Raw genomic sequence first — 25992 nt, 5'->3', positions numbered from 1 at the left:
GTATCCTTCATCTGCCGTCCTTTCGCGCAGTCGTTTCTTCCAACGACCATTCTGGCACATTGCGATGCCGTGCGGGGAGGACGGCAACCACCCCATCTCACAGGTGAAGATGGCGTAGCGCCCGTCGATGGAAAAATCGGCGTGGTTGACGCCCTTGCACTCACAGGTGAAGATGGCGTAGCGCCCGTCGATGGAAAAATCGGCGTGGTTGACGCCCTTGCACTGCGGCACCGAGACCGAACCCTGCAGTTCCATGGTGTGCGGATCACGGAAGTCGAGCCGTTCCCGCGCCTCGGCCACTGTAATGGCGGAGCGGCCATCGGGGGTGAAATACATGTTGTACGGATCATCCACCGCCACTTCAGGCAGGGGCTGTGTGGTACGCGGGTCGATGGGCGTGAGCGTGCCCTTTGTAGTGCCCTCGGCATTGTTGGTCACCCACAGGGTGCGCAGGTCCCATGCAGGCACGACGTGCTGCGGGCTCTTGCCCACCTTGAAGCGCGAGACGACCGTATAGGTCTGCGGGTCGATCACGTACACATTGTTCGAGCGCAGGTTGGGCACGTAAATGCGCGGCGGATCCTTGGCCACCTCGGGGTTGAGGTTGTTGGCCCGGGTCTCGGTATAGATGTTGTGGGGGTCGAGCACGGGCGGCATGCCGGGAATGGTGTCAACAGCCTGCGCCATGGCCACCCCACCTTGCAGCAGCAGCATGCCCAGACCCAGAACCGGTAGTTTTTTATTTTGTGTCATAGTGTGATCCTGTTCGTCGCGGCCCCTATAGCACGCCGTGGCAGCGGCGCAATCAGGGCGCATTCCGTCCTGTTAGGTCGTGTTGCATGGCCGCAACCGTTGCCTTGACCTGCATGTCCGCCCCCACCTGCCCAAGGGCCGCATCGGCCCGGCGCGGGTCGCCGCCATATACGCCCTGCGCAGCGTCAGGCAGCGGGGCTGCGCGCAATGCCTGCACCCGCACGAGGTCAGGGTCGAGGGCCAGCATCAGCGCGGTGTCAGACAGGTCGGCATGCATGCCCACCTCCGCCGCGTGGCCATGCTGGCGCAGCCATGTGGCATAAGCGCCCGGCACCACGTCGTAATAGGCAGGCACGTACAGCACATGCGCGCCGAGGCCCTGCCAGCGGCGGTTGAGCGTATCGGCCACTGTTCGCAGGTCCTTCTGGTAGCCGCCATGGTCGCCAATCAGCACCACGCGCGTGAAGCCCTGCACGCGAAAGCTCTCGGCCGCATCGCCGAGCAGCCCGCGGAAGGTGGCGGGGGTTATGCTGATGGTGCCGGGAAAGCGCATGTGCGACGTGCGCGGCGTCGTGCCACCCTCGGGCACGTAAGCCACCACCGGGGCCACCAGGGCATGGCCCGCGGCCCGCGCAATGCGGCGGGCGAGCAGCAGGGCGCGCACGTCATGCTTGCCCACCGCAATGTAAGGCCCGCTCTGTTCCGTGCCGCCAATGGGCAGGATGATGGTGGTATCGCCCCCCTGCACCGCATTGCGGATCTCGGTCCAGGTCAGATCCGTAAAATCGACCGTGTCGGGCGCGGCCGCAGCGCGGCCACACCACAGGGCGGCCAGCAGGCTGCCCATGGCCAGAAGGGCTGGAGGGTTACGCATGGGCGGCAAGGCTCTCCTGCAACAAGCGATTCATGCGCTCCTGTGCCCTGTAGCGGCACGATTGGCAACAGCCATACGACACATGCATGAAACCCTGCTCACCCATACCCGTTGGAAAAGCCACATCTCCCGCTCTCCAGCACGGACACGCCTCCCTCATGACAAAAACCTCCAAAGCCCCAAAAGCCATGGCGACCCATGTTGGCGCTGGCGGCGAAACCCACCAGACCGCCGGTGGCGATACGCCGGTCATGACCACCCAGCAGGGCCTGCCGGTATCAGATGACCAGAACACCCTGCGCGCGGGCGCGCGTGGTCCGGCCCTGATGGAGGACTTCCATTTCCGTGAAAAGATCTTTCATTTCGATCATGAGCGCATCCCCGAGCGCGTGGTCCATGCCCGGGGCTACGGCGCGCATGGCTATTTTGAACTGACCGACAGCCTGGCAGATGTGTGCAGGGCCGATATCTTCGGCAAGGTGGGCGAACGCACGCCTGCCTTCGTGCGGTTTTCCACCGTGGCGGGCAACAAGGGCTCGGCCGATGTGGTGCGCGACGTGCGTGGCTTCGCCGTCAAGCTCTATACCAGCGAAGGCAACTGGGATCTGGTCGGCAACAACATCCCGGTCTTTTTCATTCAGGATGCCATCAAGTTCCCCGATTTCGTGCATGCCGCCAAACAGGAGCCGGACCGTGACTTTCCGCAGGCCCAGACCGCGCACGACAATTTCTGGGATTTTGTCTCGCTGTCGCCCGAGGCCACGCATATGGTCTGCTGGGCCATGTCGGACCGCGCCATCCCCCGCTCCTTCCGCTTCATGGAAGGGTTCGGGGTGCATACCTTCCGCCTGATCAATGCCGAGGGGCAGTCCACCTACGTCAAATTCCACTGGAAGCCAAAGCTGGGCCTGCAATCGGTGGTGTGGAACGAGGCGCTCAAGATCAATGGCGCCGACCCCGATTTCCACCGCCGCGACCTGTGGCAGGCCATCAAATCAGGCAATTTCCCGGAATGGGAACTGGGCGTGCAGCTGTTTGATGATGCATTTGCCGACAGTTTCGACTTCGACATCCTCGACCCTACCAAACTGATCCCCGAGGAGCTGGTGCCCGTGCGCCGCGTGGGCCGCCTCGTGCTCGACCGCATGCCCGACAATTTCTTTGCCGAGACCGAGCAGGTGGCCTTCTGCACCCAGAACATCATCCCCGGCATCGACTTCACCAACGACCCGCTGCTGCAGGGGCGCAATTTTTCCTACCTCGATACCCAGACCAAGCGGCTCGGCGGCCCCAATTTCACCCACATTCCCATCAACGCGCCCAAATGCCCGTTCGCCAACTTCCAGCAAGACGGGCACATGGCCATGCACAACCCCAAGGGGCGGGCCAATTACGAGCCCAACTCCTGGTCGCAGCCCGCCGGTGGCCCGCGCGAGACCCCCGCAGGCTACACCTCCTACCCCGAGGAAGAGTCCGGCCCCAAGCTGCGCCAGCGTTCGGAAACCTTCGCCGATCATTACAGCCAGGCCCGGCAGTTCTTCATCAGCCAGACGCCGGTTGAACAGACCCACATGCGCGATGCCTTCGTGTTCGAACTGAGCAAGGTGGAAACGCCCGCCATCCGCGCGCGCATGGTCAGCCACCTGCTGCATGTCGATCAGGCGCTGGCTGAAGGTGTTGCCAGCGGGCTTGGCCTCTCGCCCCTGCCCGAACCCGCCCGCGCCGCCCGCCTGGTGGTGGAAGGGCTGGAACCCTCGCCCGCGCTGAGCATCCTCAAAAACGGGCCGGACAGCTTTGCAGGCCGCAAGCTGGGCATCGTGGTGACCAATGGCGTCAATGCCGACCTGCTCACCGCCCTGATTGCCGCGACCGAGGCCGTTGATGGCACGGTTGAACTGATCGCCCCCACCGTAGCGGGCATTACCGACAGCGCGGGCAATGAAATTGTAGCGCAACAGAAGATCAATGGCGGCCCGTCGGTGCTATATGACGCCGTGGCCCTGCTGCCCACGGTGGAAGGGGCCAACCTGCTGCGCCATGAAGCCACCATGCGCGACTTCATCGCCGATGCCTTCGCCCACGCCAAGTTCATCGCGCATAATGATGCCGCCGAGATCCTGCTCGCGGCAGCAGGCCTGCACCCCCGTGTGCGCGACGCCGGCGTGATTGCGCTGGAAAGCGGTGATGATGCCACGACCTTCATCCAGACCTGCGGTGCGCTCCGCATGTGGTCGCGTGAAAGCCAGGTCCACGCGGTCTGAACACGCGGCACCCTCCCCTCTGCCTGCCAGGGGGGAGGGTCAGTCCGAACTCGACCCGATCAGGATCGTAACAAACGTCTCGCCTGTAAAAACCAAGGCAAAATTCCAGAAAACGGGATAGGCAGGATGACCCTCCCTGAACCGGAAAGCTTCCACCCTGGTTGCTGAACCCAGAATGTTTTCGACCTGCCCCCGCAGGTTATGAACCACCGCGTGGAATTCCCGTGACGACAGGGATTCCGCTGATGGCCCGGCACCCGCGTCTCCGGCATAATAGAGTGAACTGTCCAGTATCTGCCAGACATCTTCCTTTCTGATCTGTCGGATATTATCTACGACAACATTTTCCCCAAATGCCTTTTTTATTGTCTTGACTGAATCCATATTTTCATAAGGTTTGATTGAAACAGATTTCAGAAATACACTATAATTACAGCAATTTTCCTCCAGAATATTCACTATCGCATCGAGCAATGCCTGATCGACCGTTTTCATTTCCATATTTCCCTCACTTCAAAACCCCGGCAATATTTTACGGGTATAAGAGGCACTTATGGCCCGCAAGGTTTACGGTGCTTCAGGATCCGAAAGCCGCTATACCCGTTCACGGTGCACGATATCCATCAGGGCGGCCCCGTCCGGCTGGATGAGACAGGAGGAACGCCATGACCGACCCGCTCCCCACGACAGGCCGCCCCGATATCTCCATCCTGTACTGCACGCGCTGCAACTGGCTGCTGCGCGCGGCATGGATGGCGCAGGAACTGCTCTCGACCTTTGGCGAGGAACTGGGCAGCGTCAGCCTCATCCCCGCTAGTGGCGGCCGGTTCGAGGTCACGGTCAACAGTCAGCTTATATGGGAACGCAAGCGCGATGGCGGCTTTCCCGGCCCCAAGGAACTCAAGCAGCGCGTGCGCGACGTAATTGCGCCAGGGCGCGACATGGGCCATATTGACCGCAGCGGAAGCACGCCCGGTTAGGGATCGGGCCTTTGAAAAAGATTTCACCTGGAATTTTTATTCGCCTTCCAGGCGCGCGGCATGTGGTCAGCCGCATTGTAACCCCTCATGGCGCACCCCATACTATCAGCATGAACGCTTTTGCTTCTTCGGCCGCCAGCGCGCGGCCTGCCGATATCCGTGCTGAAGTGGCACGGCTGCGGAAACTGGCGACCCTGCTCGACGCCGCCTTCCGTATTCCCGGCACGAAGGCGCGCTGGGGGCTTGATACGCTGATCGGGCTGCTGCCCGTGGGCGGCACGGCCATCATGGTCATCCCTTCCCTCTATATTGTCTGGAAAAGCTGGAGTCTGGGCGCCAGCCAGCCGGTGCTGGCGCGCATGCTGGCCAATGTGCTGATCGAGGCGGCGGCTGACCTCGTGCCCGTGCTGGGTGATATTTTTGATACCGCCTTCAAGGCCGACCTGCGCAACGTAGCCCTGCTGGAAGCCCATCTGGGCCTGTCCACGCCCTAGACGCACGCGACGGGCGCGCTACACTATGCATGCCCCACGTTCCTGAATTTAAAGAAATCTGCCGCCCATGCCCTTCTCTTTTTTCCATGCCGCGCAGGCGGGCCAGCACAGGGCCAGCGCCTGCCCTGCTGCATGCCATGATCCTCGGGCCGCGCGCGGCAGCGTGGCATGAACAAAAAAGCCCCCCGCATGGCCACCGCCACCAATGCCATGCTTGCCGATGCGCTCGGCCTGCTGCGTCAGGGCCAGTTTGCCCAGGCCCGTGCCGTGCTGGAAGGCTGCACGCCTTCCCCCAATGTCGAGATCCTGCTGGCGCATGCCCATGCGGGGTGCAACCGCGTGCAGGAGGCCGCTCGCCTGCTCTGCCGGCAGGCCGTAGCCAATCCCGGCGCCCGCCACCCGGCGCGCGACATGCTCGACCTGCTGCTGCCCCATGAGCGCGTGGATGAGGCCGAGGCCGTGCTGCGGGCCGTGCGCCAGCGCGCGGGGCAGGATATCCGCACGCATGACATGCTGGGCGAACTGCTGCTGCAACGGGGCCGCACGGCCGAGGCGCATGCCGTGCTGACGGATGGGCTGAGCCTGTCGCCCGCCCAGCTCACCACCGGCAACCTCATGGCTGTGTGCCTGATGGAACAGGGCGAATACGCTGCCGGGCGCGACCTGCTGCTTTATATTCTCGAGCATCACCCCCGCAGCGCCATGACGCATGCCAACCTCGCGCATCTGCTCGGGGCATGGAACCACACCGATGACTCGCTCAAGGTTCATGCCCGCGCCCTCGCACTGCGCCCCGATGATGCCAATCTGCGCCTGAACCATGCCCTGACCCTGCTCAAGAACGGGCAGATGGCGCAGGGCTGGGCCGAGTATGAATGGCGGCGCAGGCTGCCCGGCCGCACGCGCCTGCCTGCCGCACAGACTCTGCCCGTGCTGGAGCCGGATGCCGACCTGCGGGGCAAGACCATCCTCATCACGCGTGAGGGGGGGCTGGGCGACATGCTGATGATGCTGCGTTTCGTGCCGGTGCTGGCAGGCCTGGGCGCGCGGGTGAGCGTGCAGGCCCCCGACACGCTGCATGGCCTGATCCGCCGCATGAATGGCGTGCGCCGCGTGTTCAATGACCGTCAGCCCGTGCCGTTTTATGACTGGCACTGCCCTTTCCTCAGCCTGCCGCATGTGCTGCACCGCGTGCCCGGCCATGCAGGTGTTGCGGTGCCCTACCTGCATGCCGATGCGGAGCGCGTGCGGGCCTGGGCGCCGGTCCTGCCCTCCCGGCCCACCTTGCGGGTGGGGCTGGTATGGGGTGGGGCCAGCAGGCCCGACGTGCCCGCCGCCCACGCCATGGACCGCAGGCGCTCCATCCCGCTGCGCAGCCTGGCCCCGCTGACGGGCGTGCCCGGCATCTCGCTGGTCAGCTTGCAGATGGGCACCTACGCGCGGCAGATGATGGACATGCCCGCCGGAATGCGCCTGCATGACCCCATGGAAACCGTGCGGGACATGGATGATACGGCGGCCCTCATCGCGGGCCTCGACGTGGTGGTGTCAGTCGATACGTCGGTCGCCCACCTCGCTGGCGCGCTGGGCTGCCCGGTCATATTGCTGGACCGGTTTGACAATTGCTGGCGCTGGCTCTCGGGCCGCACCGACAGCCCTTGGTACCCGACCCTGCGCATCATCCGTCAGATCCGCACCGGGCAGTGGGATGATGTGGTGCGCAGGCTATGCAGCATGCTGGCCAAGCGCGACCTGCCGCCATCGCGCCTGCAGCCCGCTTCCTGAAAGCAGCGCCTAGCCCTGATAGACCGGCCCCGGCGGCAGCAGCTTGCCGGGGTTAAGGATGTTGAGCGGGTCCATGGTGCGCCTGAGCGCGCGCATGACCGCCAGCGTGCCCGCGCCATGCTCGGTCTCGAGAAATTCCAGCTTGCCCATGCCTACGCCGTGCTCGCCGCTGCAGGAGCCACCAAGGGCAAGCGCCCGGTGCACGATCCTGCGGTCGAGTTCCAGCGCGCGGGCATGGCCCTCGGGCGTATCATCGGTGATGATGAGGGAGTGAAAATTGCCATCGCCCACATGCCCCAGAAGCGGCACGCGCAGGCCGGAGGCGGCAATATCTTCCCGCACGCCCGCGACCAGTTCGCCAAGCTTCGAGATCGGCACGATGCAGTCGGTTGAAATGACGCGGGCGGTCGGTTCGATGGCCTTGGCAGCCCAGAAGGCATCATGCCGGGCCTTCCACAAACGGGTGCGTTCTTCCGCCGTATCGGCCCAGGCGAAGGCCAGCCCGTTATTGGACAGGGCAATGGCCTCGGTTGCGGCCACCTGCTCCTGCACGCTTGCGGGAGCCCCCCCGAACTCAAAAAACAGCGTGGTGAGGTCCTGATAGCCTTCCAGTTTCGAATAACGGATCGAGGCCGCCATCTGCACGTCATCAAGCAGTTCCACCCGGCTGATGGGAATACCGCACTGGATGATCTCGATGGCGGTCTGCACCGCGTCATTGAGATCGGCAAACTGGCATACGGCGGCGGAAAGCGTCTCAGGCCGGCCATGCAGGCGCAGCTGTACCTCGGTGATGATGCCCAGCGTGCCTTCCGAGCCGATGAACAGCGAGGTGAGGTCATAACCGGTCGATGACTTGCGCACCCGCCCGCCGGTGCGGATCACCTCGCCCGTTGCCAGCACCACGGTCAGGCCCAGCACGTTTTCCTTCATGGTGCCATAGCGCACCGCCGCCGTGCCCGAGGCGCGCGTGGCGCACATGCCGCCCAATGTGGCCTCCCCGCCCGGATCAACCGGAAAGAACAGCCCGGTATCACGGATCCGGGCATTGAGCGCCTGCCGCGTCAGCCCGGCCTGCACGCGGCAGTCCAGATCCTCGGCGTTCATCTCGACAATGGCGGTCATTTCCGCAAGGTCGAGGCTGATCGCATGTTCGGCAGGCGTAACATGCCCCTCGACCGACGTACCGGCCCCAAAAGCCACCAGCGGCACCGCGTTGGCATGGCAGGCGCGCAGCACCGTGGCCACATCTTCGGTTCTGCGGGCGAAAACCACGGCGCCGGGCAGGCAGGCGGCCTCCATGGCTTCGCCATGGCTGTGGGCCTCGAGCACCGAGGGGGATGTGCTGACCTGTGCCGCCAGCCCGCCTTCGCGGATGGCGGTCAGGGCGGCCTGAAGGCGGGCTGCGGACGGGGCGGGCGTGTCAGTCATGCAGGGTGTCCAGGTGAAAAATCAACAAAGTGCCTGCATTCTAGCAGCATATCACGGCACACGGCCAGACGGCCCCGGCATGCCCGTCATGCCTGTTTTTTCAGGCATCTGCCCGCAACCGGCTCTTGCGCCTGCCCCCCTATGATGCCCAAATGCACGCCGCAAAACGGGGAAAAACAGATGAATATGGCCTTTCTCACCTCGGGCATGATGCTGGCCTTTGCTGCATTTTCCTCGTTCTCGATCAGTGATGCCTATTCCAAGCTGCTCGCAGGCCAGCTTGACCCGTTCGAGGTCGCCTTCTCCGGTGGCGTATTCGGCTTTCTCATCATTCCCTTCATCCGCAACAAAAACGAATCATACCGCGATATTTTCGCGCCCACCCATCCGCTCATGTGGGTGGTGCGCGCCGTGGCCACCTTTGCCGCGACTGCCGCCAGCGTCGAAGCCTTCATGCTGCTGCCCATGCCTGAGGCGCTCTCGCTCATGTTCCTCATGCCGCTTTTTGTCACCATCCTGTCCGTGACATTGCTGCACGAGAAAGTATCCGGCTGGGCCTGGCTTTCGGTCATACTGGGTTTTCTGGGCGTGCTGATCGTGCTGCGGCCGGGCATGCGGGCGTTGCATCTGGGGCATCTGTGCGCGCTGGTTGCCGCCATTGCCAATGCGGTGGGCGTGATTGCCTACCGGCTGGCGGGCAATGACACGCCCCGGCTCTCGCTGTTCGGCTCCAGCCTGTTTGGCCCGCTGGTGGGTGATGGCGCGCTGATGCTGGCCCATGCCCACTGGCCGCACGGGCTGAAAACGTGGATGTTCCTGTTCGGCTACGGCTTTCTTGCCGCCCTTGGCCAGCTCTTCATGATGATGGCCACCGCGCGCGCGCCTGCCAACCGCGTGGCCCTGCCCCAATACAGCCAGATGCTCTGGGCGGTGGCGTTCAGCTACTTCCTGTTTCACCAGCCGCTTGATGGATGGACCTTCGCGGGCATTATCGTAGTCACGCTATCGGGCATGATCAACTGGATCCGCCAGCATGTCCTGTACGAGGAACTGATCCTGAAGGAACACCGTGCCGCGCGGCTGCGGGCTGAGACCCATGTGCCTGATCGGGGCTGAAGAAAAGGGAAGGTTCTGGATGCTGCTTTTGTAAAACGGACGATGTCTTCCAAAGCTGTTTGAAAAAAAGCTTCACCAAAAACTTTTATCATTTCAGGGTATCATCAAAACAGCCACTTAGCGCGGCGTGGTAAGCAGGATAAACAGCACCATGGTCAGCACGGATGCCACCGCGCTGAGAAACAGGGTTGAAGCCGCCTCCTGCTCATCAGTCTTGAAACGGACCGCAAGGATGACCACCACCGTGCCCACGGGGATGGACAGCGTCAGCACGGTGGCGCGAATGACATCATGCGGCAGGCCCAGCACCGCCAGCACCAGCCACGCCCCGGCGGGCACCATAATGTTGCGCGCAAGCACCGTCATTACGACCGGCAGCGTAATGTGCACGCGCTGCAGGAACAGCACCACCCCCGAGGCAAACAGCGCCACCCCCGTTGCGGTATTGCCCAGCAGGCCCATGGCGCCAAGCAGCGAACCGGGCAGATGCACGTTCAGCACCACCAGCAGCGTGGCCAGAAGCGGCGCCCACACGATCGGCTCTTTCAGCGCGGCACCCACCTGCCCCATGAAACTGACCGATGCGCCATCCGCCACCGTTGCATCATGGCCCAGCATCATCATGCACACCGGCGTCTGCACCAGCACCATGGCGAAGACAGCAGCCGATATGGCAACCGCCGTGCTGTCATGCCCGATCAGGACCGGCAGCATGGCGGAACCGATAAAGGGCACCGAAGGCGCGCCAATGGCCAGCCCCTGCAACGCCGCCGCCGCCCCGCCACGATGCGCCACATGCCGCGACACCAGATACGCCACGCCAAAACTGGCGCACATGAGCCCGAAGACCGAAGCCGCAAGCGGCATCTGGCCTGCAAGGATGGTGCGTGGCATGCGGGCGATGCCCACAAACAGGTTGAGCGGAAACGCATAGAGCATGACCAGCCGGTTCAGGACAGCGACATGCGTGCCATCAAAATCATGGTGCCACCCGGCACGGTACCCCAGCACAAATACCACAATGAGCGGCAGCATCGCGGCAATAATGGTCGAAAGCATGGAATGAAACGGCCCTATCCTACGCGCCCCCTGCCATGCCTGACAGGGGAACTGCCAAAAACAATCCTGAGCAGACCCGAGCAGATAAGGCAATGGTGCCCGGAGCTTTCTCCTTAATCTGAAAGAGGTTGCGTATCTTTTGCGTGATAAAGAATTATTTGAAAACAAATTATTGCAAACAATAATTCTGTAATTGAATTTATTTTAAATAATAGTTTGGTAAAATATCAACTGTAAATATTACTTATTGTTTCATAATAGTTTATGAACCCACTTTCCAGGCACCCTTTTGAATCCCGAAGTTTGCCTGCCCACAAAAACAGCCCATGCCCCCCTGCGTAATCAGACGGTCATTATACTTTTTTTATTGCGTTGCATTCATCACTTCATAAAAATAAAACATTCACTCGCATGCCATCATTTCCGGCAGCCTGAGCAGACAGCCTCTTGTATCAGGAGTGTATAAGCGGATGCACATCGGGCAACAGTACAAAACCCTATATAACAGCATTGCCGTGCAAGGTTTCTGCTGTCTTTCACGCTCCGCCATGTACGGCCTGTTTCGCGAGCATATTCTTTTTTCCTTTGATTCCATATAATGAAAATTAAAATAAAATTTATGTGAAGTATCCGGGAAGAAAAACTCTGAAACAATACTGACGTTTGCGTGCAGCTATCCCCTCCCCGAGAACGATGCCCGGGCATCGTTCACTGCTGCATGAAAAGAGCCAGCCATGGCCCCTGCTCCCTCCCGCCGATACCGCCGCGATATTGATGGCCTGCGCGCCATTGCCGTTACCGCCGTGGTGCTGTTCCATGCTGGTCTTTACCCGCTCAAATCGGGTTTTACCGGTGTGGACATCTTTTTTGTCATTTCCGGTTTCCTCATAGGCGGCATTGTGTACCGCGATGTCGGAGCGGGGCGCTTCCGCTTCGATGTCTTCTATGCCCGCCGCGCCGCCCGCATTCTGCCCGCGCTCATGGCCGTCATTGCCTTTGTCACGATACTCGGCATCGTGCTGGCAAGCCCGCAGGACTACAGGCAGATCGCAATCGGCGCCATTGCGGCCCTGAGCGGGTGGTCCAACATCCTGTTCTGGCGGCAGATCAACTATTTCTCGCCCGATGCACATCTTGATCCATTCCTCATGACATGGTCGCTCGGGGTGGAAGAACAGTTCTACCTGCTGTTTCCCTTCCTGTTACTTGCGCTGCGGCGCATGAAGCGCCCTTTCGTGCTGGGGGTCATTGGCGCGCTCTGCCTCGGCTCCCTTATCCTTGCCGTTATCGGCATCGGCCGCTGGCCCACGGCGGTCTTTTATCTTCTGCCCACGCGGGCATGGGAGCTCGGGGCCGGTACCTTCCTGGCCATTGCCCGCTCAAGGGCGAGCAGCCCCCTGCCCGCCCTGCCCGCCAACATACTGGGCTTTACGGGTATCGGGCTTGTCGTGCTGTCCGCGTGCCTCTTTAACGAACATACGCCCTTCCCCGGTCTGGCCGCACTGCTGCCGGTGGGGGGCACGCTGGCGCTCCTGCTGGCGGAAGGCAGTACTGTCAACCGCCTTGTCCTGTCCGCGCGCCCATTCGTGGGGGTGGGGCTCGTTTCCTATTCATGGTATTTGTGGCACTGGCCGCTCATGGCACTGACATGGCTGTGCATGGCGCAGCCTGCCCGGCCCGCGCAGCTTGTGGTCGTGGCGTTCGTGTCACTGGGGCTGGCGGTGCTGTCATGGCGTTATATCGAACAGCCTTTCCGCCATGGCCGCCTGCCCAGCCGCACGGTCCTGCTGCGTTATGGCAGCGCCACTGCGTTGTGCGGGGCGGCCCTGTCAGCCATTTACATGAGCCACGGCTTCCCCGCCCGTTTCAACCCGGCCCTCCAGATGACGGAAGCCAGCCTGGCGGCGGGCCGGGGCGGTTCCTGCCTGGCCAATTATGGTGATGCGCGACCCAATACCACCCTCGCCTGCGTGCATGACACCGGACGCCTGCAGATCGCCCTGCTGGGTGATAGCCACGCGGCCGCCCTTGCCCCGGCCCTTGCCCGCATCGCGCGCGCGGGCGGATATGACTTTGTGCAGTTCACCAAATCATCATGCCCGCCGCTGATGGGGGCCACGCGCCTCATGCCGCAGCATCCGGGCCATGCGGCTACCTGCGCGCTCTATAACGAACGTGCCATAACACTGGTGGCCAACAACCCTGAAGTGCAGCTGGTGGTCCTGACCGGCTACTGGTCCGCCCCCTATGAGGCCGATGCGGGCGATGACGCCTATGTGGACCCCGGCCATCCGGTGGATGATGGCGTGGTGGCTGGCATCGCCCGCATGCGCGCCGCCCTGATCCGCACCGAAACCATCCTGACCCAGGCAGGCAAGAAAGTGATCGTGCTGGGAGACGTGCCCCATTTCCGCCTCGACCCTGCGCGTGAGGCGGTCACGGCGTTCATGCCCGTGCGCGCATGGGTCGAGCACCAGCTTGCCCCTGATCTCGCGCTCGCGGGCGGGATCGCGCCCCTGCCCTGGGTCGTCACACCCTCGCGCTCCATTGAGAATGCCGTGCGCGCGGCCGCCACAAGGATTGGTGGCATCACCTATGCTTCGTTATATGACCGCTTCTGCATACCCCGGGGGTGCCGGTTCAGCCGTGATTCCACCTCCCTCTATGTAGACTCACAGCACCTGTCAGACGTGGGGGGCGCATTCGCCCTCAATGGCCTGATCGATGTCGCGCCCTCCACAATGGCGAACAAGTAAACAGGGCTCTGTCCGCCCACCCGACTTCCTTCATGCGCGCCCCCACCAAACAGCCACGCCCGTCGTGGCTGTTCTGGTATGTGCACCCCCCAAAGGCGGGACCAGCCCAGGGGGAAGGTTGCATGGAACAGAAAATGTTTCCTTTTTGATAATCACTTAACATATTGATTTATATGTGTTTACACTCCGTTTCTAATGGCACTTGATGCATATATCACGATTACGTTATCGATCTCTCCCTTGCGTGAGGGAGGGTGTCTATATATCAATGAATACAGATGATTCTCCGGTTTTCCACCGGGGCATATCCAGAACTGTCCGGTTACAGGAAAGGCATAGACTTATGCTTTACACGATCATGAGAATGAATTTCCGAATAACCGGCATGATGGAACATCATAAAAAGTAAAAACAAACCAAAAAACGAAATATTTTTACTGTATCTCTTCCGCGCCGGGCACTCTGCATTGCGTGCAATGCATTCTTGCGCCCCCAGCCTGATGAATACACCATTACCCTGAAGGAAAATCACCGTGTCCGCAGACAGCATCACGGCGGCCCCGCCGTTCAAGTCCCGTTATGGTAACTATATTGGTGGCAAATGGGTTGCCCCCGTTGATGGTCATTACCTGACCAACACCTCCCCCGTTGATGGCCGCGTGCTGTGCGAAGTGCCCGCTTCCACCGCAGCCGACGTGGAGCTGGCACTCGATGCGGCCCACAAGGCAAAAAAAGCCTGGGGCGAGATGGCGCCCGCCGACCGCGCGCTGATCCTGCTCAAGGCCGCCGATATCATGGAGAAGAACCTCGACCTGCTCGCCCGGGCCGAGACATGGGACAACGGCAAGCCCATCCGTGAAACCCTGACCGCCGACATCCCGCTGGCGATCGACCATTTCCGCTACTTCGCCGGCTGCATCCGCGCCCAGGAAGGCACGCTGAGCGAGATCGACGCGACCACCATCGCCTACCACTTCCATGAGCCGCTTGGCGTCGTGGCGCAGATCATTCCGTGGAACTTCCCGCTGCTCATGGGTTCGTGGAAGCTGGCCCCCGCGCTGGTCGCCGGTAACTGCGTGGTCATGAAGCCTGCCGAGAGCACGCCTGCTTCCATGCTGGTGCTGATGGAACTGATCGGTGACCTGTTCCCGCCCGGCACGCTGAACATCGTCAACGGCCTGGGCAAGGATGTGGGCGCCGCCCTGTCCAACAGCGACCGCATTGCCAAGATCGCCTTCACCGGTTCCACCCCCACCGGCAAGATGATCGCGCATGCCGCTGCCGAGCACCTGATTCCGGCAACGCTGGAACTGGGCGGCAAGTCGCCGAACATCTTCTTCGCCGACATCATGGACAAGGACGACGATTACCTCGACAAGGCAATCGAAGGCTTCACCATGTTCGCCCTCAATCAGGGCCAGATCTGCTCCTGCCCCAGCCGCGCGCTGGTGCATGAATCGATCTACGAGAAGTTCATGGAGCGCGCCCTGCCCCGCATCAAGGCGATCCGCCAGGGCAACCCGCTTGATCCCAACACCATGATGGGCGCGCAGAACTCGCACGGCCACCAGGAAAAGATCCTGTCCTACATCGACATCGGCAAGGGTGAAGGCGCCCAGCTGCTGACCGGTGGCGGCCGCCCCGACCTTGGTGGCGACCTGAACAACGGGTGCTACGTGCAGCCGACCGTGTTCAAGGGCAACAACAAGATGCGCATCTTCCAGGAAGAGATCTTTGGCCCGGTCCTGGCCGTGACCACCTTCAAGACGGAAGAAGAAGCGCTGGCCATCGCCAACGACACTCCCTTCGGCCTCGGCTCGGGTGTGTGGAGCCGCGACGCCAACACCTGCTACCGCATGGGCCGCGGCCTTGAGGCCGGTCGTGTGTGGGTCAACTGCTACCACGTCTATCCGGCGCATGCCGCCTTTGGTGGCTACAAGAAGTCCGGCATCGGGCGCGAGACCCACAAGATGGTGCTCGAACACTACCAGCAGACCAAGAACATGCTGGTCAGCTACAGCGAAAAGAAGCGCGGCTTCTTTTGATCCGCTGAGGGGGTGAAAACCCCATAGCCCCCAAGGCAGGGCGCGGCGGTCGGGCTGGTTTACCGGGCCGGCCGCCGTGTTCCATTGTCCGGACCATTCGCGTCGGGCCCAAGGCGGGACAGTTTTCGATATTTCAGGATATGCGACAGGGTTTTTCCCACGGGACCGGGACACTGTGCGGCAGAAGTAAAAAAGAGGCATAGGATGGCACAAAAGTTTCGGGTCGTAATCGTAGGCGGTGGCGTGGCCGGTCTGGCGCTGGCAACCCGGCTGGGTGACAGGATCGGCAAGTCGGGGCAGGCGGAAATCACGCTGGTCGATAAAAGCTTCGCGCATGTGTGGAAGCCCATGCTGCACTGCTTTGCCGCAGGCACCGCCGCCAACGAGAATGATCGCATCAGCTTCCTGTCGCAGGCGAGTCGCCATCATTTTGAATTCTGGCCCGGTGAGATTTCGGGCATGGACCGCAAGGCCAAGACCATTACGCTTGCCCCGGTTGTCGAGCCCACGGGCGAAGTGATCCTGGATGAACGCAAGCTGGAATATGATGCGCTGGTGCTGTCGATCGGCAGCCGCGCCAATGATTTCGGCACCCCCGGCGTTGCCGAGCACTGCCTGTTCATTGACAACCTCGTTGACGCCAACGGCTTCAACGACCGCTTCCGCATGGAACTGCTCAAGGCGTTCGGCAACAACGAGCAGCTTGACATCGCCATCGTGGGCGGTGGCGCCACCGGCACGCAGCTCGCCGCCGAGCTGCACAAGGCGCTTGACCTCGCCTCGCTCTACAGCTTTGGCAAAAAGCCGCCCAAGCTGAACATTACCCTGCTTGAGGCAGGCCCCCGCATCCTGCCCGCCTTCCCCGAGGCGGTCTCGGCTGCGGCGCAGAAGGAGCTTGAGGCGATTGGCGTCCAGGTCCAGACCTCGGCCATGGTCAGTGGTGCTGATGAAAAGGGCTTCATGCTCAAGGATGGCACCCGCATCCCCGCCACCCTGCGCGTATGGGCCGCGGGCGTGAAGGCGCCGGATGTTACGCGAAAGTTTGGCGAGCTCAAGCTGTCACGCTCGGGCCAGCTTGAGGTGCGCCCCACGCTTCAACTCGTGGAAGATGACAGCATCTTCGCCATGGGTGACTGCGCCTTCATCGCCGACAAGCCCGTCGCCCCCACCGCGCAGGCCGCCCGCCAGCAGGCCCATCACCTTGCGCGCTACATGCCTGCCTGGATTGGCGGCAAGGCGCTGCCGCCGTTCGCCTTCCACAACAAGGGCGCGGTTGTGGCGCTGGGTGACTATAATGGCTGGGGCACCTTCCCCGGTGGGCGCGTGTTTGGCGGTGGCTGGCTGCGCGGCATTACCGCGCGCATGGTGCATCTCATGCTCTATCGCCAGCACCAGTTTGAACTCTACGGCGTGTTCCGCGGCACCATGTCGTGCCTGGTGGACTGGCTGGACGTGTTCGTACGCCCCTCCGTACGGCTTGACTGAATAATACAGGTTTCGGGGGCGCCGTCTTTTTTCACGAAGGCGTTACTCCCTGAAGCTTTTCATGATTGCTGCACCAGCAGGGCGGGCGCCATCAGGCCCCGCCCTTTTTTATGCTTCAGCCGCAGCCGGTGCGACCCATAGCGAGGATTGCAGCGCGTAGGTGTTCTGTAGCAGCGGCACCAGCGCCGGGCGGCCCTTGAGCCTGATCCACTCATCAAGCGCCGTGCGAAAGATGGCGATGCCACACCGCGCCATGAGGCGGGCGGCGGTCTTGCGGTTCTTGCGCTCGACAATGCGTTTGGCCAGACCATCGGCCAGGCAGTCTTCCCACTTGCCGTATTTCTGCAGGCTCACGGTCTGAAGCGAGGGCGTCTTTTCGATCAGGAACACGAACGCATAGGTATCCTGCCGGTTGGCTGCGATGCGCGGCACGAGCGAGGTGAAGGCATGCATCATCGCATCGGCGGGGGGCATGTCGGCCGGGCAGGCCGCGAGGGCCTCGGTCAGCGTCTGGGTCATGCCGCGCGTCCAGGCCAGCACGATGTCGCCCTTGGTCTCGAACATGCGGAACAGGGTGCGACGCGAGACTTCCGCCGCATCGGCAATCTCGTCCACCGTCGTCTCGTCATATCCCTTGGCGGAGAACAGCCGCATTGCCTCGGCAATCAGCGTATTGCGCGCGCGGGCCTGCTTGCGTTCGCGCAGGCCGGGCCTTGGCTGATCGTCAGGGGCGTCGGGCTTCATGCAATCTCCTTGTGGGCATTCCCATCATGCCGCAGGGTATTACGCATATTCAAGATGCGAGGAAGGGGCAAAACGGTTTGTGGTTACGCCACAAGGAACTGGCGATGATAGGCATGCATGTCATCAAACAGGCAGAATTCCGGCGGCCCGAGGTCGATTTCGGGCAGATGCGCGGCCATGCGTCCCTGAAACCGCACCATTGCATCGGCATATTCACTGGCTTCGCGCGCGGTAAAGGCCCGGATCCTGTAGCCGATGGTGGCATGAAAAACATAGCGGTCCAGCCAGGCATCATGCATGCCCAGATGGGCGGCAAGGCTGGCGCGGAAGCGGCGGAGCGCAGTAGCGCCCTCCCGGTCCGCCGCTTCAAGCCGGATGCGGCAGCCCTGCCTGTCGCGCAGCGGGTCAGGCCGCGCGGGGCGCATGCGCAGCGGATCGGGCAGCCTGCCGGGAAAAGTCCGGAGCTTTTCGCCCACCCACGCATCGCATTGCGGCATGGGGGTATCGCTGGCAAGGTCGCGCGGCCATGTGCGCTTGCCCCGGCGGGTGTTGTTCAGCCCGTCAAAAACCGTCATGTGATAGCTTGAAGGCGGCAGGAGCGCGATCTTGGCGGCAAAATCGAACTGACCCATCTGGTCATGGAGATCAAGCATGGCGTGAAAAAACGCACCCTGTCGGGGCAGGTGGCAGATAACCGTATTGCCGGGAAAGTATCGGGGCCTGCCATCGGGATGAAATTTATTCTGGTTGAACAGCACTGCTTTCTTCTCCTTCGGCTGGTCGCCACCCTTTCTTCGCACCTGGGCCAAGCCTTTACCGCCATTGTGCCGGGCAACCACATGCTTTTACCGCAGGGGCAGGCATGCCCTGGGCCGGACAGGCAGTCTTTGTTCCCCCTGCCGCTTTACAGCGCCATGATGGACTGGGAATATGAACCTGACCGGGCAAATGCCGCAACAGCCCCCGCCGCGCCCATGAAGGACCGATCTTGACATGACCCCGCCTGCCCGAATTCTTGGCTCGCTCGTGGCCAGCCTATGCCTTGCCACCCCTGCCCTGCACGCCCATGCGGCTGAAACCGCGACCAGCCCCGGCACGCCTGTCGGCACGACCGCGCTGCCCCCAGCCCTGAGCCTGCCTGATGCGGGGCGCGCCCTGCGCCTGACCTATCTTTCAACCGATGGCGTAACCGGGAAGGGCACCGTGCCCGTCACGGCGGAAGTCATCCTGCCGCCGGGCAAGCCCCCTGTGGGTGGCTGGCCCATCGTGGCCTGGGCGCATGGCACCGTGGGCATCGGGCAGGCCTGCACGCCTTCACTCCACCCTTATAGCGCGCGCAACAGCAAATATCTGGCCGCCTGGATGAAGCGGGGCTTCGCCGTCGTCGCCACCGATTATCAGGGGCTGGGCACGACAGGAGTGCATCCTTACCTCAATACGCGCGTCGAGGCCTATAACGTGCTCGATAGCGTGCGCGCCGCCGTGGCCGCCGTGCCGGAACTGCGCAATACGGTCATGATCGTGGGTCAGTCGCAGGGCGGCGGAGCGGCCTTTGCCGCGGCGGCCTTCGCTGCCACCTATGCGCCTGATGTGAATATTCGCGGCACGGTGGCAACCGGCGTGCCCTACTTCACACCCGCACTCGGCGCGCAACTGACCGCTGCCGCCCAGGTGGCGGCCCCTGTGAAATATGACCCGCTTGTGGTCTACATGCTCTATCTGGGCGCCTCGCTTGCCGCGCGTGACCCTGCCTTCCACCCCGAGGACGCCTTCACCCCGCGCGCCATGGCCGCCTACAATGCCGCATCAACCACCTGCGTGGGCGACATGGAACAGAAGATCAGGGATGAGGGCCTGACCCTGCCCAACGCCATGCAGCCCGGCTTCTCCAAGGTGCTCGCCCCCGCCTTTGCCGCCATGGCGTACCCTACCCTAAAGCTGGCACAGCCCCTGTTCGTAGGCACGGGCACCGATGACCGTGACGTGCCGCCCGTGCTGCAGCTCTCGCTGGTCAAGGACGCGTGTGCGGCGGGCAGCACGGTTCAGGCCCACCTGTACAAAGGGCTGGACCATTCACAGACCGTCAACGCCTCGCTGCCGGATTCCGCTGCCTTTACGCAGGCGGTCATGGCGGGCCAGCCGGTAGCGCCGCAATGCGCGCCGGTGCCGCAGTAAGGCGCACCCTACCCTGTGGCGCGCAGGAATTCCTCGACCACGCGCAGGAATTCCCATGGCTGCTCGGCATGCAGCCAGTGCCCGGCCCCCTTCAGCCGCACCAGCCGGTAATGGGGAAAAAGCACGCGCATGAGCGGGTAATTAGCGGGCTGGACATAGGGTGAAGCCCCGCCCGCCACAAACAGCACCGGGCCACCATACTGCGTGCCCGGTGGCAGGGCGGGCCAGCCCACCACCTGCTCCATGCCCGCCACGATCTGCTCCAGCCCGATCTGCCAGTGCGGGCTGGCGCCGGGCACGATGTTCTGCTTCATCATGTCGCGCACTGGCTTTTCGGCAATGGCGGGAGCAAGCCAGGCATCGGTCTCGCCCAATGTCAGCGTAGGCGGAAACTTCAGCCCGGCCAGCGCCGTGGCAATCGCGCCCGAATGCGCATGCCCGCCCGGCCCTGGCGCAATATCGGCCACAAGCAGGGCATGCACGCAGGCAGGAAACTGCAACGCCAGCATCATCGCCACCTTGCCGCCCATGGAATGCCCGATAACCGTGGCGGGCAATGCGTCATGCGCGGCCAGTGTTTCATGCACATCGGCTGCCATGGTGGGGTAATCCATCGACCCATGCGGGCTGCCGCCATGGTTGCGCAGGTCAAGGGCAAGCGTGCGACGGGTGGCGGCAAGGCGGCGCTGGAAAAACCCGAAATTGCGCGCCCGCCCAAACAGCCCGTGCAGAAAAACCACCGGCGGCAGGCTGTTGTTTCCATCCTCCGGTCCGCGTTCGATCACTTCAAGCAGCACGCTGGCCCGCTCCCTTTTTCATGCATCAGGGCCGTGAGCATAACCTGCGGACAAAAACAGCGTGCTCATAATTCCGTGCCCCGCGCCCCTGCCCTGCGGTTAGGCCACCCTTGAAAACCCTCATGCCCGGACCGACATGTAAATCGTTACGCCCGATGGAGACGATCGGAGCGATGTCTTTAATAAAAAACAGGACCGGAACAGACCATGAGCGCTGCTGAAACCCTCCGCAAACTCAGCCCCGAAGACGTGCAGGAAATTGCCAAACACCTTGAGGGCACGCTGCATCAGCACAAGGCCGACCTGCACAAGCAGATTGCCGAACACCTGGCCAGCCTGAAGGGCGAGGTCACGCTGCATGAGAACAAGATCCCGACCTCGTGCAAGGTTTACGGAGTGATGTTCCTGCTTGCGGCCTCGCTGGCCAGCTTCATTTTTGGCCGCAAATCGGCTGAATAACGTCTGGCCCATGCCGGGCGGGCGCGCACAGTGCGCCCGCCGCCGGCAGGCCGTGTAAAGACTTTGAACAAAACGTCGCCTTTATCAGAAGCGGAAAACAAAATTCGACTGGTAATAGGTGCCGCTGGAGCCGCCCGCCTCATTGAGGGCGCGCGATGTCATGAAACGCGAGACATACTGCGTCCATGACAGATGGGTATTGATCTGCCACGCCACCGAAACCTGGGGCGCCATACCCACGAACCGCCCCCGGAAATTGCCCGCGAATTTGTAGTAACCCGATGATTTGTAAACCGGGTCATTCACGCTGTCGCGCCAGAACAGCGGGTATTTGAACTGGATGCTGACAGACTTGAACGGCGTGATGCGCACGAGCGGCGCAAAGCTGATCAGGTTCGAGCCTGTCATATAGGTTGTGGTGTCGAGATAGTTGGTCTGCGGGTTGAAAGGCGAGAGATAGGTGCCCACCGTGCCCTGGCTTTTTGACGCATTGCCGCCGGAATACACATCCGTCTGGATACCGGCAAAGGTGTGCAGCGACTGTTCGGGCAGGCGGTAGCCCACCGTGCTGTTGATGGCATAGGCGCTGACCTCGCGCGGGGCATTGTTGCTGGCGTTACGAAACACCCCGCCCTGCCATATGCCGCCCACCGAGAATTCGATCGGGCCTGCGATGCCATGCCAGCGCATGCCGAAATTGTTGCGCGTATCCGATCCGTTGACCGCACCCTTTGGCCCCACGACAGCACCCGCCGAGCCATTGAGCTTGTATCCGATATAGAACGCATCGACGAAGGAATACCCCTTCTGCCCCATGAAGGTGAAATCAGGCGGCGCCCATGTGGCGTTAAAGCCGTACAGGCGGCTGGCATAGTTCTCGACATCGTGGAACATGCGGCGGTCACTGTCATCGGTCTGCACAAAATCCCATGCATCGATGCGGATGCGCTGCCACACCATATAGGCGCGGAACCCATCCCATGACAGCGGCACGTTGGGCGTCTCGCGTGCATAGAGCATGTAGGATGGCGCATCGAGAAACTGCTGACGGCCAAACATGAAGCCGGTTTTCGCGCCCAGCATGTTCCACCGCACCTCAACAAAGGCCTGCTGGGCATCGAGCCGCTTGCGATAGGTCGAGCCATAGCCATAACCACCCCAGCCGCCCGCATCCGCATTGACCAGCTGGCCGAAAAACCGCAGGTGCTCGCCAATATGCAGGTCCGCGCCATACAGGTTGCGCACGCCAAAGCGGCCGGAATCATTGGGTTTCTGCGTGCCCAGTCCAGGGCGTGTTTCAAACCAGTTGCGCAGCCGCGTCTCCCCCGAGAAGCTGATCCACACATTGCCGCTGCGGGTGAGCGGAATGTATTTCAGCGCATCGAACAGATCATCATGCTTTTTGGGATCGCGCAGGTTGCTCCAATCCTCGGCCCAGGGGCTGACGCCATACCGCCCCACCGGCCCGAAGCCTGCGGCCTCACCATTGCCGCGGTTGAACACTCCCCAGTCATACTGATGCCCGCTGCGGCGGTTTTCCTGCCCGCCAATGCGGATGGGCTGCCCCACCGGGTTGGCATGCGGAAACGTAAGGATGGGCGGCCGCTGGGTCATGTGCACCACCATGCGTTCCGGCTGGGCGGGCGCGTTACTGCCCGCGGGCACGGCCGGATCGGGCGCCGCCTGGGCCGCGTGCGCCGCCAGCATGGACACGCACAGGGCTCCACCGCGCATATACCGATATCCCAGGTCTGTCGCTGATTGGAGGGCGGACATCATGTTCATGCACCACATGGCGTGCCGGGTAGCCACGGCAGCAGGTTAAATACTAAAAATTATCGTATTATGTTAAATTATTGCGGTCAATATCGTATTTTATAATCCTCTCCATCGTGGAATCGTATAAACCAGCCCGGCGATACGAGGCTAATACAGAACCATCTTTCCTGAAAACTCTGCATAAAGCCGCAAAAAGCAGGCCCCGATCCATTGCACGAAAACGATCGTATGATGTGAAAATATTCCGGAAAGATACCTCGGCCTGCCCGCAGGCTTCATGGCCCTGCACGGAATACCTGATCTGCACGCCCTTTCCGCAGGGCGTTAATAAACATTATATATCGTATTTAACATTGACGCACGCAGGCTCTTGTTCCTTTATGCCTTTCCGCTCCGGCACGCCATGCAACCCATCACGGGCGTTGTCAAAAAGACCATCTCGCCATAGTGGTGCTGCATCGTTGCTCTTCCCGCGATGTACCGATCAGGAATGCCATGAAACAGATTGCTCCCCTCACCCGCCGCACCCTGCTTAGCCTGATTGGCGGCATCGCCTGCCTGCCCATGGCAACACGGGCCATGGCGGAAGGCAAGCTGATCCGCATTGGCATCATGGCGGGCGAGGACGAGGACCTGTGGCGCGTGATTACGGCCAATGCCGCGAAGGAAGGACTCAATCTCGGCATCGTGACATTCTCTGATTACAACACGCCCAACGAGGCTCTGGCCGAGCACGAGATTGATGCCAACGCCTTTCAGCATGCTCCGTTCCTCGAGGCGCAGAAAGCGGCCCGCGGTTATGATATCGTCAGCGTGTGCCCGACCTATTTTTCCCCCATCGGGCTGTATTCTGCACGGTGGAAGGCCCTGGCCGACCTGCCAGACAAGGCGGTGATCGGCGTGCCGAACGACCCGAGCAATGAAGGCCGCGCCCTGCGCCTGCTTGAAGCGCTGGGGCTGATCAGGCTTGATTCTGCAGCAGGCCTCCTGCCCACCCCGCTCGATGTGACCGAAAACCCCCATCACTTCTCTTTCCACGAGCTTGATGCGGGCATTGTCGGCCGCACGCTGCCCGATGTGGATGCCGCCGTAATCAACACCAACTGGGCGCTGAAGGCGGGCGTGGACATACAGAAGCAGCGGATCGGAGTGGAATCGCTGCAAAACAACCCATACGTCAACTTCGTGGCCGTCAACGCCCCTGATGCCCATGCCCCGTGGGTCGAGGCATTGATCCGCGCCGTGCACCAGCCCGCCACGCGTGAGGCGATTGCCACCATCTTCCACGGCGCGGTTGAACCGGCATGGACGTGAATGTTGTTGACGTACGCCATGTAAGCCGCTGCTTTGGCGGGCATGTGGCGCTTGATGATGTCTCCTTCTCGGTAGCGCGGGGCGAGATTCTGGGCGTGATCGGGCGCTCGGGGGCGGGCAAGAGTTCGCTGCTGCGCTGCCTTGGCGCGCTCGACCGGCCTGATACGGGGCAGATCCTGATCGAAGGACAGGACATCACCACCCTGCCGCAGGCGCAGCTTGTGCCATTGCGGCGGCGCATCGGCTTCGTGTTCCAGCATTTCAACCTGCTCAGTTCGCGCACGGTGGCGGGCAATGTCAGCCTGCCGCTCGAAATCGCGGGCGTGCCGCGCGCACAGCGCCAGGAACGCATCGCGTCACTGCTGGCGCTGGTGGGCCTTGCCCCGCATGGAGATAAATGGCCTGCCCAGCTTTCGGGCGGGCAGAAGCAGCGCGTGGGCATTGCGCGCGCGCTGGCCAATGACCCCGCCCTGCTGCTGTGCGATGAAGCCACCTCCGCCCTCGACCCCGAGACCACCACCGCCATTCTCGACCTGCTGGCCGAGATCAACCGTGAACTGGGGCTGACCATCATTCTCATCACGCATGAGATGGATGTGATCCGCCGCATCGCCACCCATCTCGTGGTGCTCGATCAGGGCCGCATTGTAGAAAACGCGCCCACGCTGGCCATCATGGGGGCGGCCACGCAATCCACTGTTACCCAGGCCCTGCTGTCGGAAACGCAGCCACAGGTGCCCCCCGCGCTGCGCGCGCGGCTGGTGGCGGAGCCTGCGCCCGATGGGTGGGCGATCATCCGCCTCAGGCTGGCGGGCGAGGCCGCATGGCAGCCCCTGCTGTCGCTGCTTGGCCAGCAATATGACGTGGAGGCCACCGTGCTGCAGGGGGGCACCACCGAGATCGCGGGCCAGCCCTTTGCCGACCAGATCGTGTCAATTACCGGTTATTGCACCGAGATCCATGATTTCCTGCTGCAGTTCGACCCCTCACTAAAGGTTCTTGGCCATGTCCCGGCTGATCATTGACCTGATCGCACGCGCAACGTGGGAGACGACCATCATGGTCGCCTGCTCGGGGCTGCTCGCGGTGCTGGGCGGCCTGCCGCTGGCCCTGCTCATGGTGGCCATGCGGCGCGGTGGCCTGATGCCCTGCCCGCCCGCCGCCCGCCTGCTGGGGCTGGTGGTGGATATCCTGCGCGCCATTCCCTTCATCATCCTGCTGGTCATCCTCATTCCCGTAACGCGGATGATCGTGGGCACCTCACTGGGCACGGCGGCGGCCATCGTGCCGCTTTCGCTTGCGGCCATTCCCTATTTCGCCCGCATTGCCGAGGTCTCGCTGCGCGCGGTGGACCCGAACCTGGTGGATGCCGTGCATGCCATGGGCGGCACACGGTGGATGATCGTGCGCCATGTGCTCATACCCGAGGCCCTGCCCGGCCTCGTGGCAGGGTTCACGGTCACCCTCATTACCCTGACCGGGGCCTCGGCCATGGCGGGCGCCGTGGGGGCCGGGGGGCTGGGTGATCTTGCCATCCGCTACGGCTACCAGCGTTTCAACACACAGGTCATGTCGCTTGTGGTGCTGGTGCTGATCGTGTTCGTGGCCATTATCCAGGCGGCAGGCAATGCCCTGTCGAACCATCTGCGCCACGACTGAAGATGCGGCTTGAAAAAGCCAGCACC

Annotated in this window: 23 protein-coding genes; 14 read left to right on the top strand and 9 right to left on the bottom strand. The window is 62.2% G+C overall.

Features of this window, described 5'->3' with window-relative positions:
• Both CDI09_RS04030 and CDI09_RS04025 read right to left on the bottom strand, forming a co-directional pair.
• Window positions 1-753, bottom strand: a 753-nt coding sequence (locus CDI09_RS04030) for a YncE family protein (protein WP_249033992.1), incomplete at its 3' end; no start/stop codon positions are given.
• 52 nt (window positions 754-805) lie between these two features.
• The gene (locus CDI09_RS04025; protein ID WP_078523614.1) at window positions 806-1627 is read right to left on the bottom strand and encodes a creatininase family protein; all 822 of its coding nucleotides are present in this window, start codon (window positions 1625-1627) and stop codon (window positions 806-808) included.
• A 158-nt stretch (window positions 1628-1785) separates the two neighbouring features.
• Between CDI09_RS04025 and katE the strand changes: the two genes are divergently transcribed.
• Complete coding sequence (gene katE / locus CDI09_RS04020) at window positions 1786-3888, top strand: catalase (RefSeq protein WP_078523613.1); 2103 nt, start codon at window positions 1786-1788, stop codon at window positions 3886-3888.
• A gap of 39 nt (window positions 3889-3927) precedes the next feature.
• Here the strand turns inward: katE and CDI09_RS04015 are convergent, their stop codons facing one another.
• Window positions 3928-4383: a hypothetical protein gene (locus CDI09_RS04015; RefSeq protein ID WP_146220801.1), complete on the bottom strand. Its 456-nt coding sequence runs from the start codon at window positions 4381-4383 to the stop codon at window positions 3928-3930.
• 170 nt (window positions 4384-4553) lie between these two features.
• On the opposite strand from CDI09_RS04015, the gene CDI09_RS04010 reads away from it, so the two are divergent.
• The 3 genes from CDI09_RS04010 (at window position 4554) to CDI09_RS04000 (ending at window position 7147) form a co-directional block, all read left to right on the top strand.
• Window positions 4554-4868: a SelT/SelW/SelH family protein gene (locus tag CDI09_RS04010; RefSeq protein ID WP_078523611.1), complete on the top strand. Its 315-nt coding sequence runs from the start codon at window positions 4554-4556 to the stop codon at window positions 4866-4868.
• A gap of 110 nt (window positions 4869-4978) precedes the next feature.
• On the top strand, window positions 4979-5362 hold the full coding sequence (locus CDI09_RS04005; protein ID WP_078523610.1) for a DUF4112 domain-containing protein: 384 nt from the start codon (window positions 4979-4981) through the stop codon (window positions 5360-5362).
• A 168-nt stretch (window positions 5363-5530) separates the two neighbouring features.
• Window positions 5531-7147, top strand: a complete 1617-nt coding sequence (locus CDI09_RS04000) for a glycosyltransferase family 9 protein (RefSeq protein WP_236944543.1) — start codon at window positions 5531-5533, stop codon at window positions 7145-7147.
• Window positions 7148-7156: 9 nt separating this feature from the next.
• On the opposite strand, the gene CDI09_RS03995 is transcribed toward CDI09_RS04000, so the two are convergent.
• Window positions 7157-8578 (bottom strand): FAD-binding oxidoreductase, encoded by a 1422-nt coding sequence (locus CDI09_RS03995; RefSeq protein WP_078523609.1) that lies wholly within the window; start codon window positions 8576-8578, stop codon window positions 7157-7159.
• Between the two features lie 180 nt (window positions 8579-8758).
• On the opposite strand from CDI09_RS03995, the gene CDI09_RS03990 reads away from it, so the two are divergent.
• Entirely contained in the window at window positions 8759-9694 is a 936-nt protein-coding gene (locus CDI09_RS03990; protein ID WP_078527526.1) for a DMT family transporter, read from the top strand.
• Window positions 9695-9811: 117 nt separating this feature from the next.
• Here CDI09_RS03990 and CDI09_RS03985 read toward each other — a convergent pair whose 3' ends face one another.
• Window positions 9812-10753, bottom strand: coding sequence for an AEC family transporter (locus CDI09_RS03985; protein WP_078523608.1), 942 nt, complete (start codon window positions 10751-10753; stop codon window positions 9812-9814).
• Window positions 10754-11487: 734 nt separating this feature from the next.
• Here CDI09_RS03985 and CDI09_RS03980 point away from each other — a divergent pair.
• From CDI09_RS03980 to CDI09_RS03970, 3 genes are all read left to right on the top strand, one after another.
• Complete coding sequence (locus CDI09_RS03980; protein WP_110571187.1) at window positions 11488-13509, top strand: acyltransferase family protein; 2022 nt, start codon at window positions 11488-11490, stop codon at window positions 13507-13509.
• 533 nt (window positions 13510-14042) lie between these two features.
• Window positions 14043-15554 carry an aldehyde dehydrogenase family protein gene (locus tag CDI09_RS03975; protein WP_078523607.1) on the top strand — a complete coding sequence of 504 codons (1512 nt, stop codon included), beginning with the start codon at window positions 14043-14045 and terminating at the stop codon, window positions 15552-15554.
• A 204-nt stretch (window positions 15555-15758) separates the two neighbouring features.
• A complete protein-coding gene (locus tag CDI09_RS03970; RefSeq protein ID WP_078523606.1) occupies window positions 15759-17039 on the top strand; it encodes an NAD(P)/FAD-dependent oxidoreductase in 1281 nt (426 codons plus the stop codon).
• 108 nt (window positions 17040-17147) lie between these two features.
• On the opposite strand, the gene CDI09_RS03965 is transcribed toward CDI09_RS03970, so the two are convergent.
• Both CDI09_RS03965 and CDI09_RS03960 read right to left on the bottom strand, forming a co-directional pair.
• Complete coding sequence (locus tag CDI09_RS03965; RefSeq protein WP_078523605.1) at window positions 17148-17783, bottom strand: TetR/AcrR family transcriptional regulator; 636 nt, start codon at window positions 17781-17783, stop codon at window positions 17148-17150.
• Window positions 17784-17866: 83 nt separating this feature from the next.
• The gene (locus CDI09_RS03960; RefSeq protein WP_236944697.1) at window positions 17867-18541 is read right to left on the bottom strand and encodes a DUF1868 domain-containing protein; all 675 of its coding nucleotides are present in this window, start codon (window positions 18539-18541) and stop codon (window positions 17867-17869) included.
• On the opposite strand from CDI09_RS03960, the gene CDI09_RS18515 reads away from it, so the two are divergent.
• Together CDI09_RS18515 and CDI09_RS03955 are read left to right on the top strand one after the other, a co-directional pair.
• The gene (locus CDI09_RS18515) at window positions 18422-18775 is read left to right on the top strand and encodes a hypothetical protein (RefSeq protein ID WP_236944708.1); all 354 of its coding nucleotides are present in this window, start codon (window positions 18422-18424) and stop codon (window positions 18773-18775) included. The two genes, CDI09_RS03960 and CDI09_RS18515, sit on opposite strands and share 120 nt — an antisense overlap.
• A 1-nt stretch (window position 18776) precedes the next feature.
• Window positions 18777-19958: a lipase family protein gene (locus CDI09_RS03955; RefSeq protein WP_078523603.1), complete on the top strand. Its 1182-nt coding sequence runs from the start codon at window positions 18777-18779 to the stop codon at window positions 19956-19958.
• An 8-nt stretch (window positions 19959-19966) separates the two neighbouring features.
• On the opposite strand, the gene CDI09_RS03950 is transcribed toward CDI09_RS03955, so the two are convergent.
• Window positions 19967-20755 carry an alpha/beta fold hydrolase gene (locus CDI09_RS03950; protein ID WP_078523602.1) on the bottom strand — a complete coding sequence of 263 codons (789 nt, stop codon included), beginning with the start codon at window positions 20753-20755 and terminating at the stop codon, window positions 19967-19969.
• 207 nt (window positions 20756-20962) lie between these two features.
• Here CDI09_RS03950 and CDI09_RS03945 point away from each other — a divergent pair, with 207 nt between their 5' ends.
• Window positions 20963-21214, top strand: coding sequence for a hypothetical protein (locus CDI09_RS03945; protein ID WP_078523601.1), 252 nt, complete (start codon window positions 20963-20965; stop codon window positions 21212-21214).
• A gap of 84 nt (window positions 21215-21298) precedes the next feature.
• On the opposite strand, the gene CDI09_RS03940 is transcribed toward CDI09_RS03945, so the two are convergent.
• Complete coding sequence (locus tag CDI09_RS03940) at window positions 21299-22948, bottom strand: alginate export family protein (RefSeq protein ID WP_408884486.1); 1650 nt, start codon at window positions 22946-22948, stop codon at window positions 21299-21301.
• 540 nt (window positions 22949-23488) lie between these two features.
• Between CDI09_RS03940 and CDI09_RS03935 the strand changes: the two genes are divergently transcribed.
• The 3 genes from CDI09_RS03935 to CDI09_RS03925 are packed head-to-tail and all read left to right on the top strand — an operon-like array spanning window position 23489 to window position 25966.
• Window positions 23489-24307, top strand: coding sequence for a MetQ/NlpA family ABC transporter substrate-binding protein (locus CDI09_RS03935; RefSeq protein WP_078523599.1), 819 nt, complete (start codon window positions 23489-23491; stop codon window positions 24305-24307).
• Window positions 24298-25332 carry a methionine ABC transporter ATP-binding protein gene (locus tag CDI09_RS03930; RefSeq protein ID WP_078523598.1) on the top strand — a complete coding sequence of 345 codons (1035 nt, stop codon included), beginning with the start codon at window positions 24298-24300 and terminating at the stop codon, window positions 25330-25332. The genes CDI09_RS03935 and CDI09_RS03930 overlap by 10 nt, the downstream gene beginning before the upstream one ends.
• Window positions 25313-25966, top strand: coding sequence for a methionine ABC transporter permease (locus tag CDI09_RS03925; RefSeq protein WP_078523597.1), 654 nt, complete (start codon window positions 25313-25315; stop codon window positions 25964-25966). Before CDI09_RS03930 ends, CDI09_RS03925 begins: the two co-directional genes overlap by 20 nt.
• Window positions 25967-25992 lie beyond the last annotated feature (26 nt).

The organism is Komagataeibacter nataicola (assembly GCF_003207795.1).
GTDB classification, from domain to species: Bacteria; Pseudomonadota; Alphaproteobacteria; order Acetobacterales; family Acetobacteraceae; genus Komagataeibacter; species Komagataeibacter nataicola.
Note: the sequence above shows the minus strand (reverse complement) of the source record. Positions and strands in the feature narration are given on the sequence as shown.

What these genes read in the sequence shown, in the direction of transcription:
- CDI09_RS04025 (WP_078523614.1), bottom strand. Translation starts at nt 1,627, where the DNA reads ATGCGTAACCCTCCAGCCCTTCTGGCCATGGGCAGCCTGCTGGCCGCC.
- katE (WP_078523613.1), top strand. Translation starts at nt 1,786, where the DNA reads ATGACAAAAACCTCCAAAGCCCCAAAAGCCATGGCGACCCATGTTGGC.
- CDI09_RS04015 (WP_146220801.1), bottom strand. Translation starts at nt 4,383, where the DNA reads ATGAAAACGGTCGATCAGGCATTGCTCGATGCGATAGTGAATATTCTG.
- CDI09_RS04010 (WP_078523611.1), top strand. Translation starts at nt 4,554, where the DNA reads ATGACCGACCCGCTCCCCACGACAGGCCGCCCCGATATCTCCATCCTG.
- CDI09_RS04005 (WP_078523610.1), top strand. Translation starts at nt 4,979, where the DNA reads ATGAACGCTTTTGCTTCTTCGGCCGCCAGCGCGCGGCCTGCCGATATC.
- CDI09_RS04000 (WP_236944543.1), top strand. Translation starts at nt 5,531, where the DNA reads ATGAACAAAAAAGCCCCCCGCATGGCCACCGCCACCAATGCCATGCTT.
- CDI09_RS03995 (WP_078523609.1), bottom strand. Translation starts at nt 8,578, where the DNA reads ATGACTGACACGCCCGCCCCGTCCGCAGCCCGCCTTCAGGCCGCCCTG.
- CDI09_RS03990 (WP_078527526.1), top strand. Translation starts at nt 8,759, where the DNA reads ATGAATATGGCCTTTCTCACCTCGGGCATGATGCTGGCCTTTGCTGCA.
- CDI09_RS03985 (WP_078523608.1), bottom strand. Translation starts at nt 10,753, where the DNA reads ATGCTTTCGACCATTATTGCCGCGATGCTGCCGCTCATTGTGGTATTT.
- CDI09_RS03980 (WP_110571187.1), top strand. Translation starts at nt 11,488, where the DNA reads ATGGCCCCTGCTCCCTCCCGCCGATACCGCCGCGATATTGATGGCCTG.
- CDI09_RS03970 (WP_078523606.1), top strand. Translation starts at nt 15,759, where the DNA reads ATGGCACAAAAGTTTCGGGTCGTAATCGTAGGCGGTGGCGTGGCCGGT.
- CDI09_RS03965 (WP_078523605.1), bottom strand. Translation starts at nt 17,783, where the DNA reads ATGAAGCCCGACGCCCCTGACGATCAGCCAAGGCCCGGCCTGCGCGAA.
- CDI09_RS18515 (WP_236944708.1), top strand. Translation starts at nt 18,422, where the DNA reads ATGGAGATCAAGCATGGCGTGAAAAAACGCACCCTGTCGGGGCAGGTG.
- CDI09_RS03955 (WP_078523603.1), top strand. Translation starts at nt 18,777, where the DNA reads ATGACCCCGCCTGCCCGAATTCTTGGCTCGCTCGTGGCCAGCCTATGC.
- CDI09_RS03945 (WP_078523601.1), top strand. Translation starts at nt 20,963, where the DNA reads ATGAGCGCTGCTGAAACCCTCCGCAAACTCAGCCCCGAAGACGTGCAG.
- CDI09_RS03940 (WP_408884486.1), bottom strand. Translation starts at nt 22,948, where the DNA reads ATGCGCGGTGGAGCCCTGTGCGTGTCCATGCTGGCGGCGCACGCGGCC.
- CDI09_RS03935 (WP_078523599.1), top strand. Translation starts at nt 23,489, where the DNA reads ATGAAACAGATTGCTCCCCTCACCCGCCGCACCCTGCTTAGCCTGATT.
- CDI09_RS03930 (WP_078523598.1), top strand. Translation starts at nt 24,298, where the DNA reads ATGGACGTGAATGTTGTTGACGTACGCCATGTAAGCCGCTGCTTTGGC.
- CDI09_RS03925 (WP_078523597.1), top strand. Translation starts at nt 25,313, where the DNA reads ATGTCCCGGCTGATCATTGACCTGATCGCACGCGCAACGTGGGAGACG.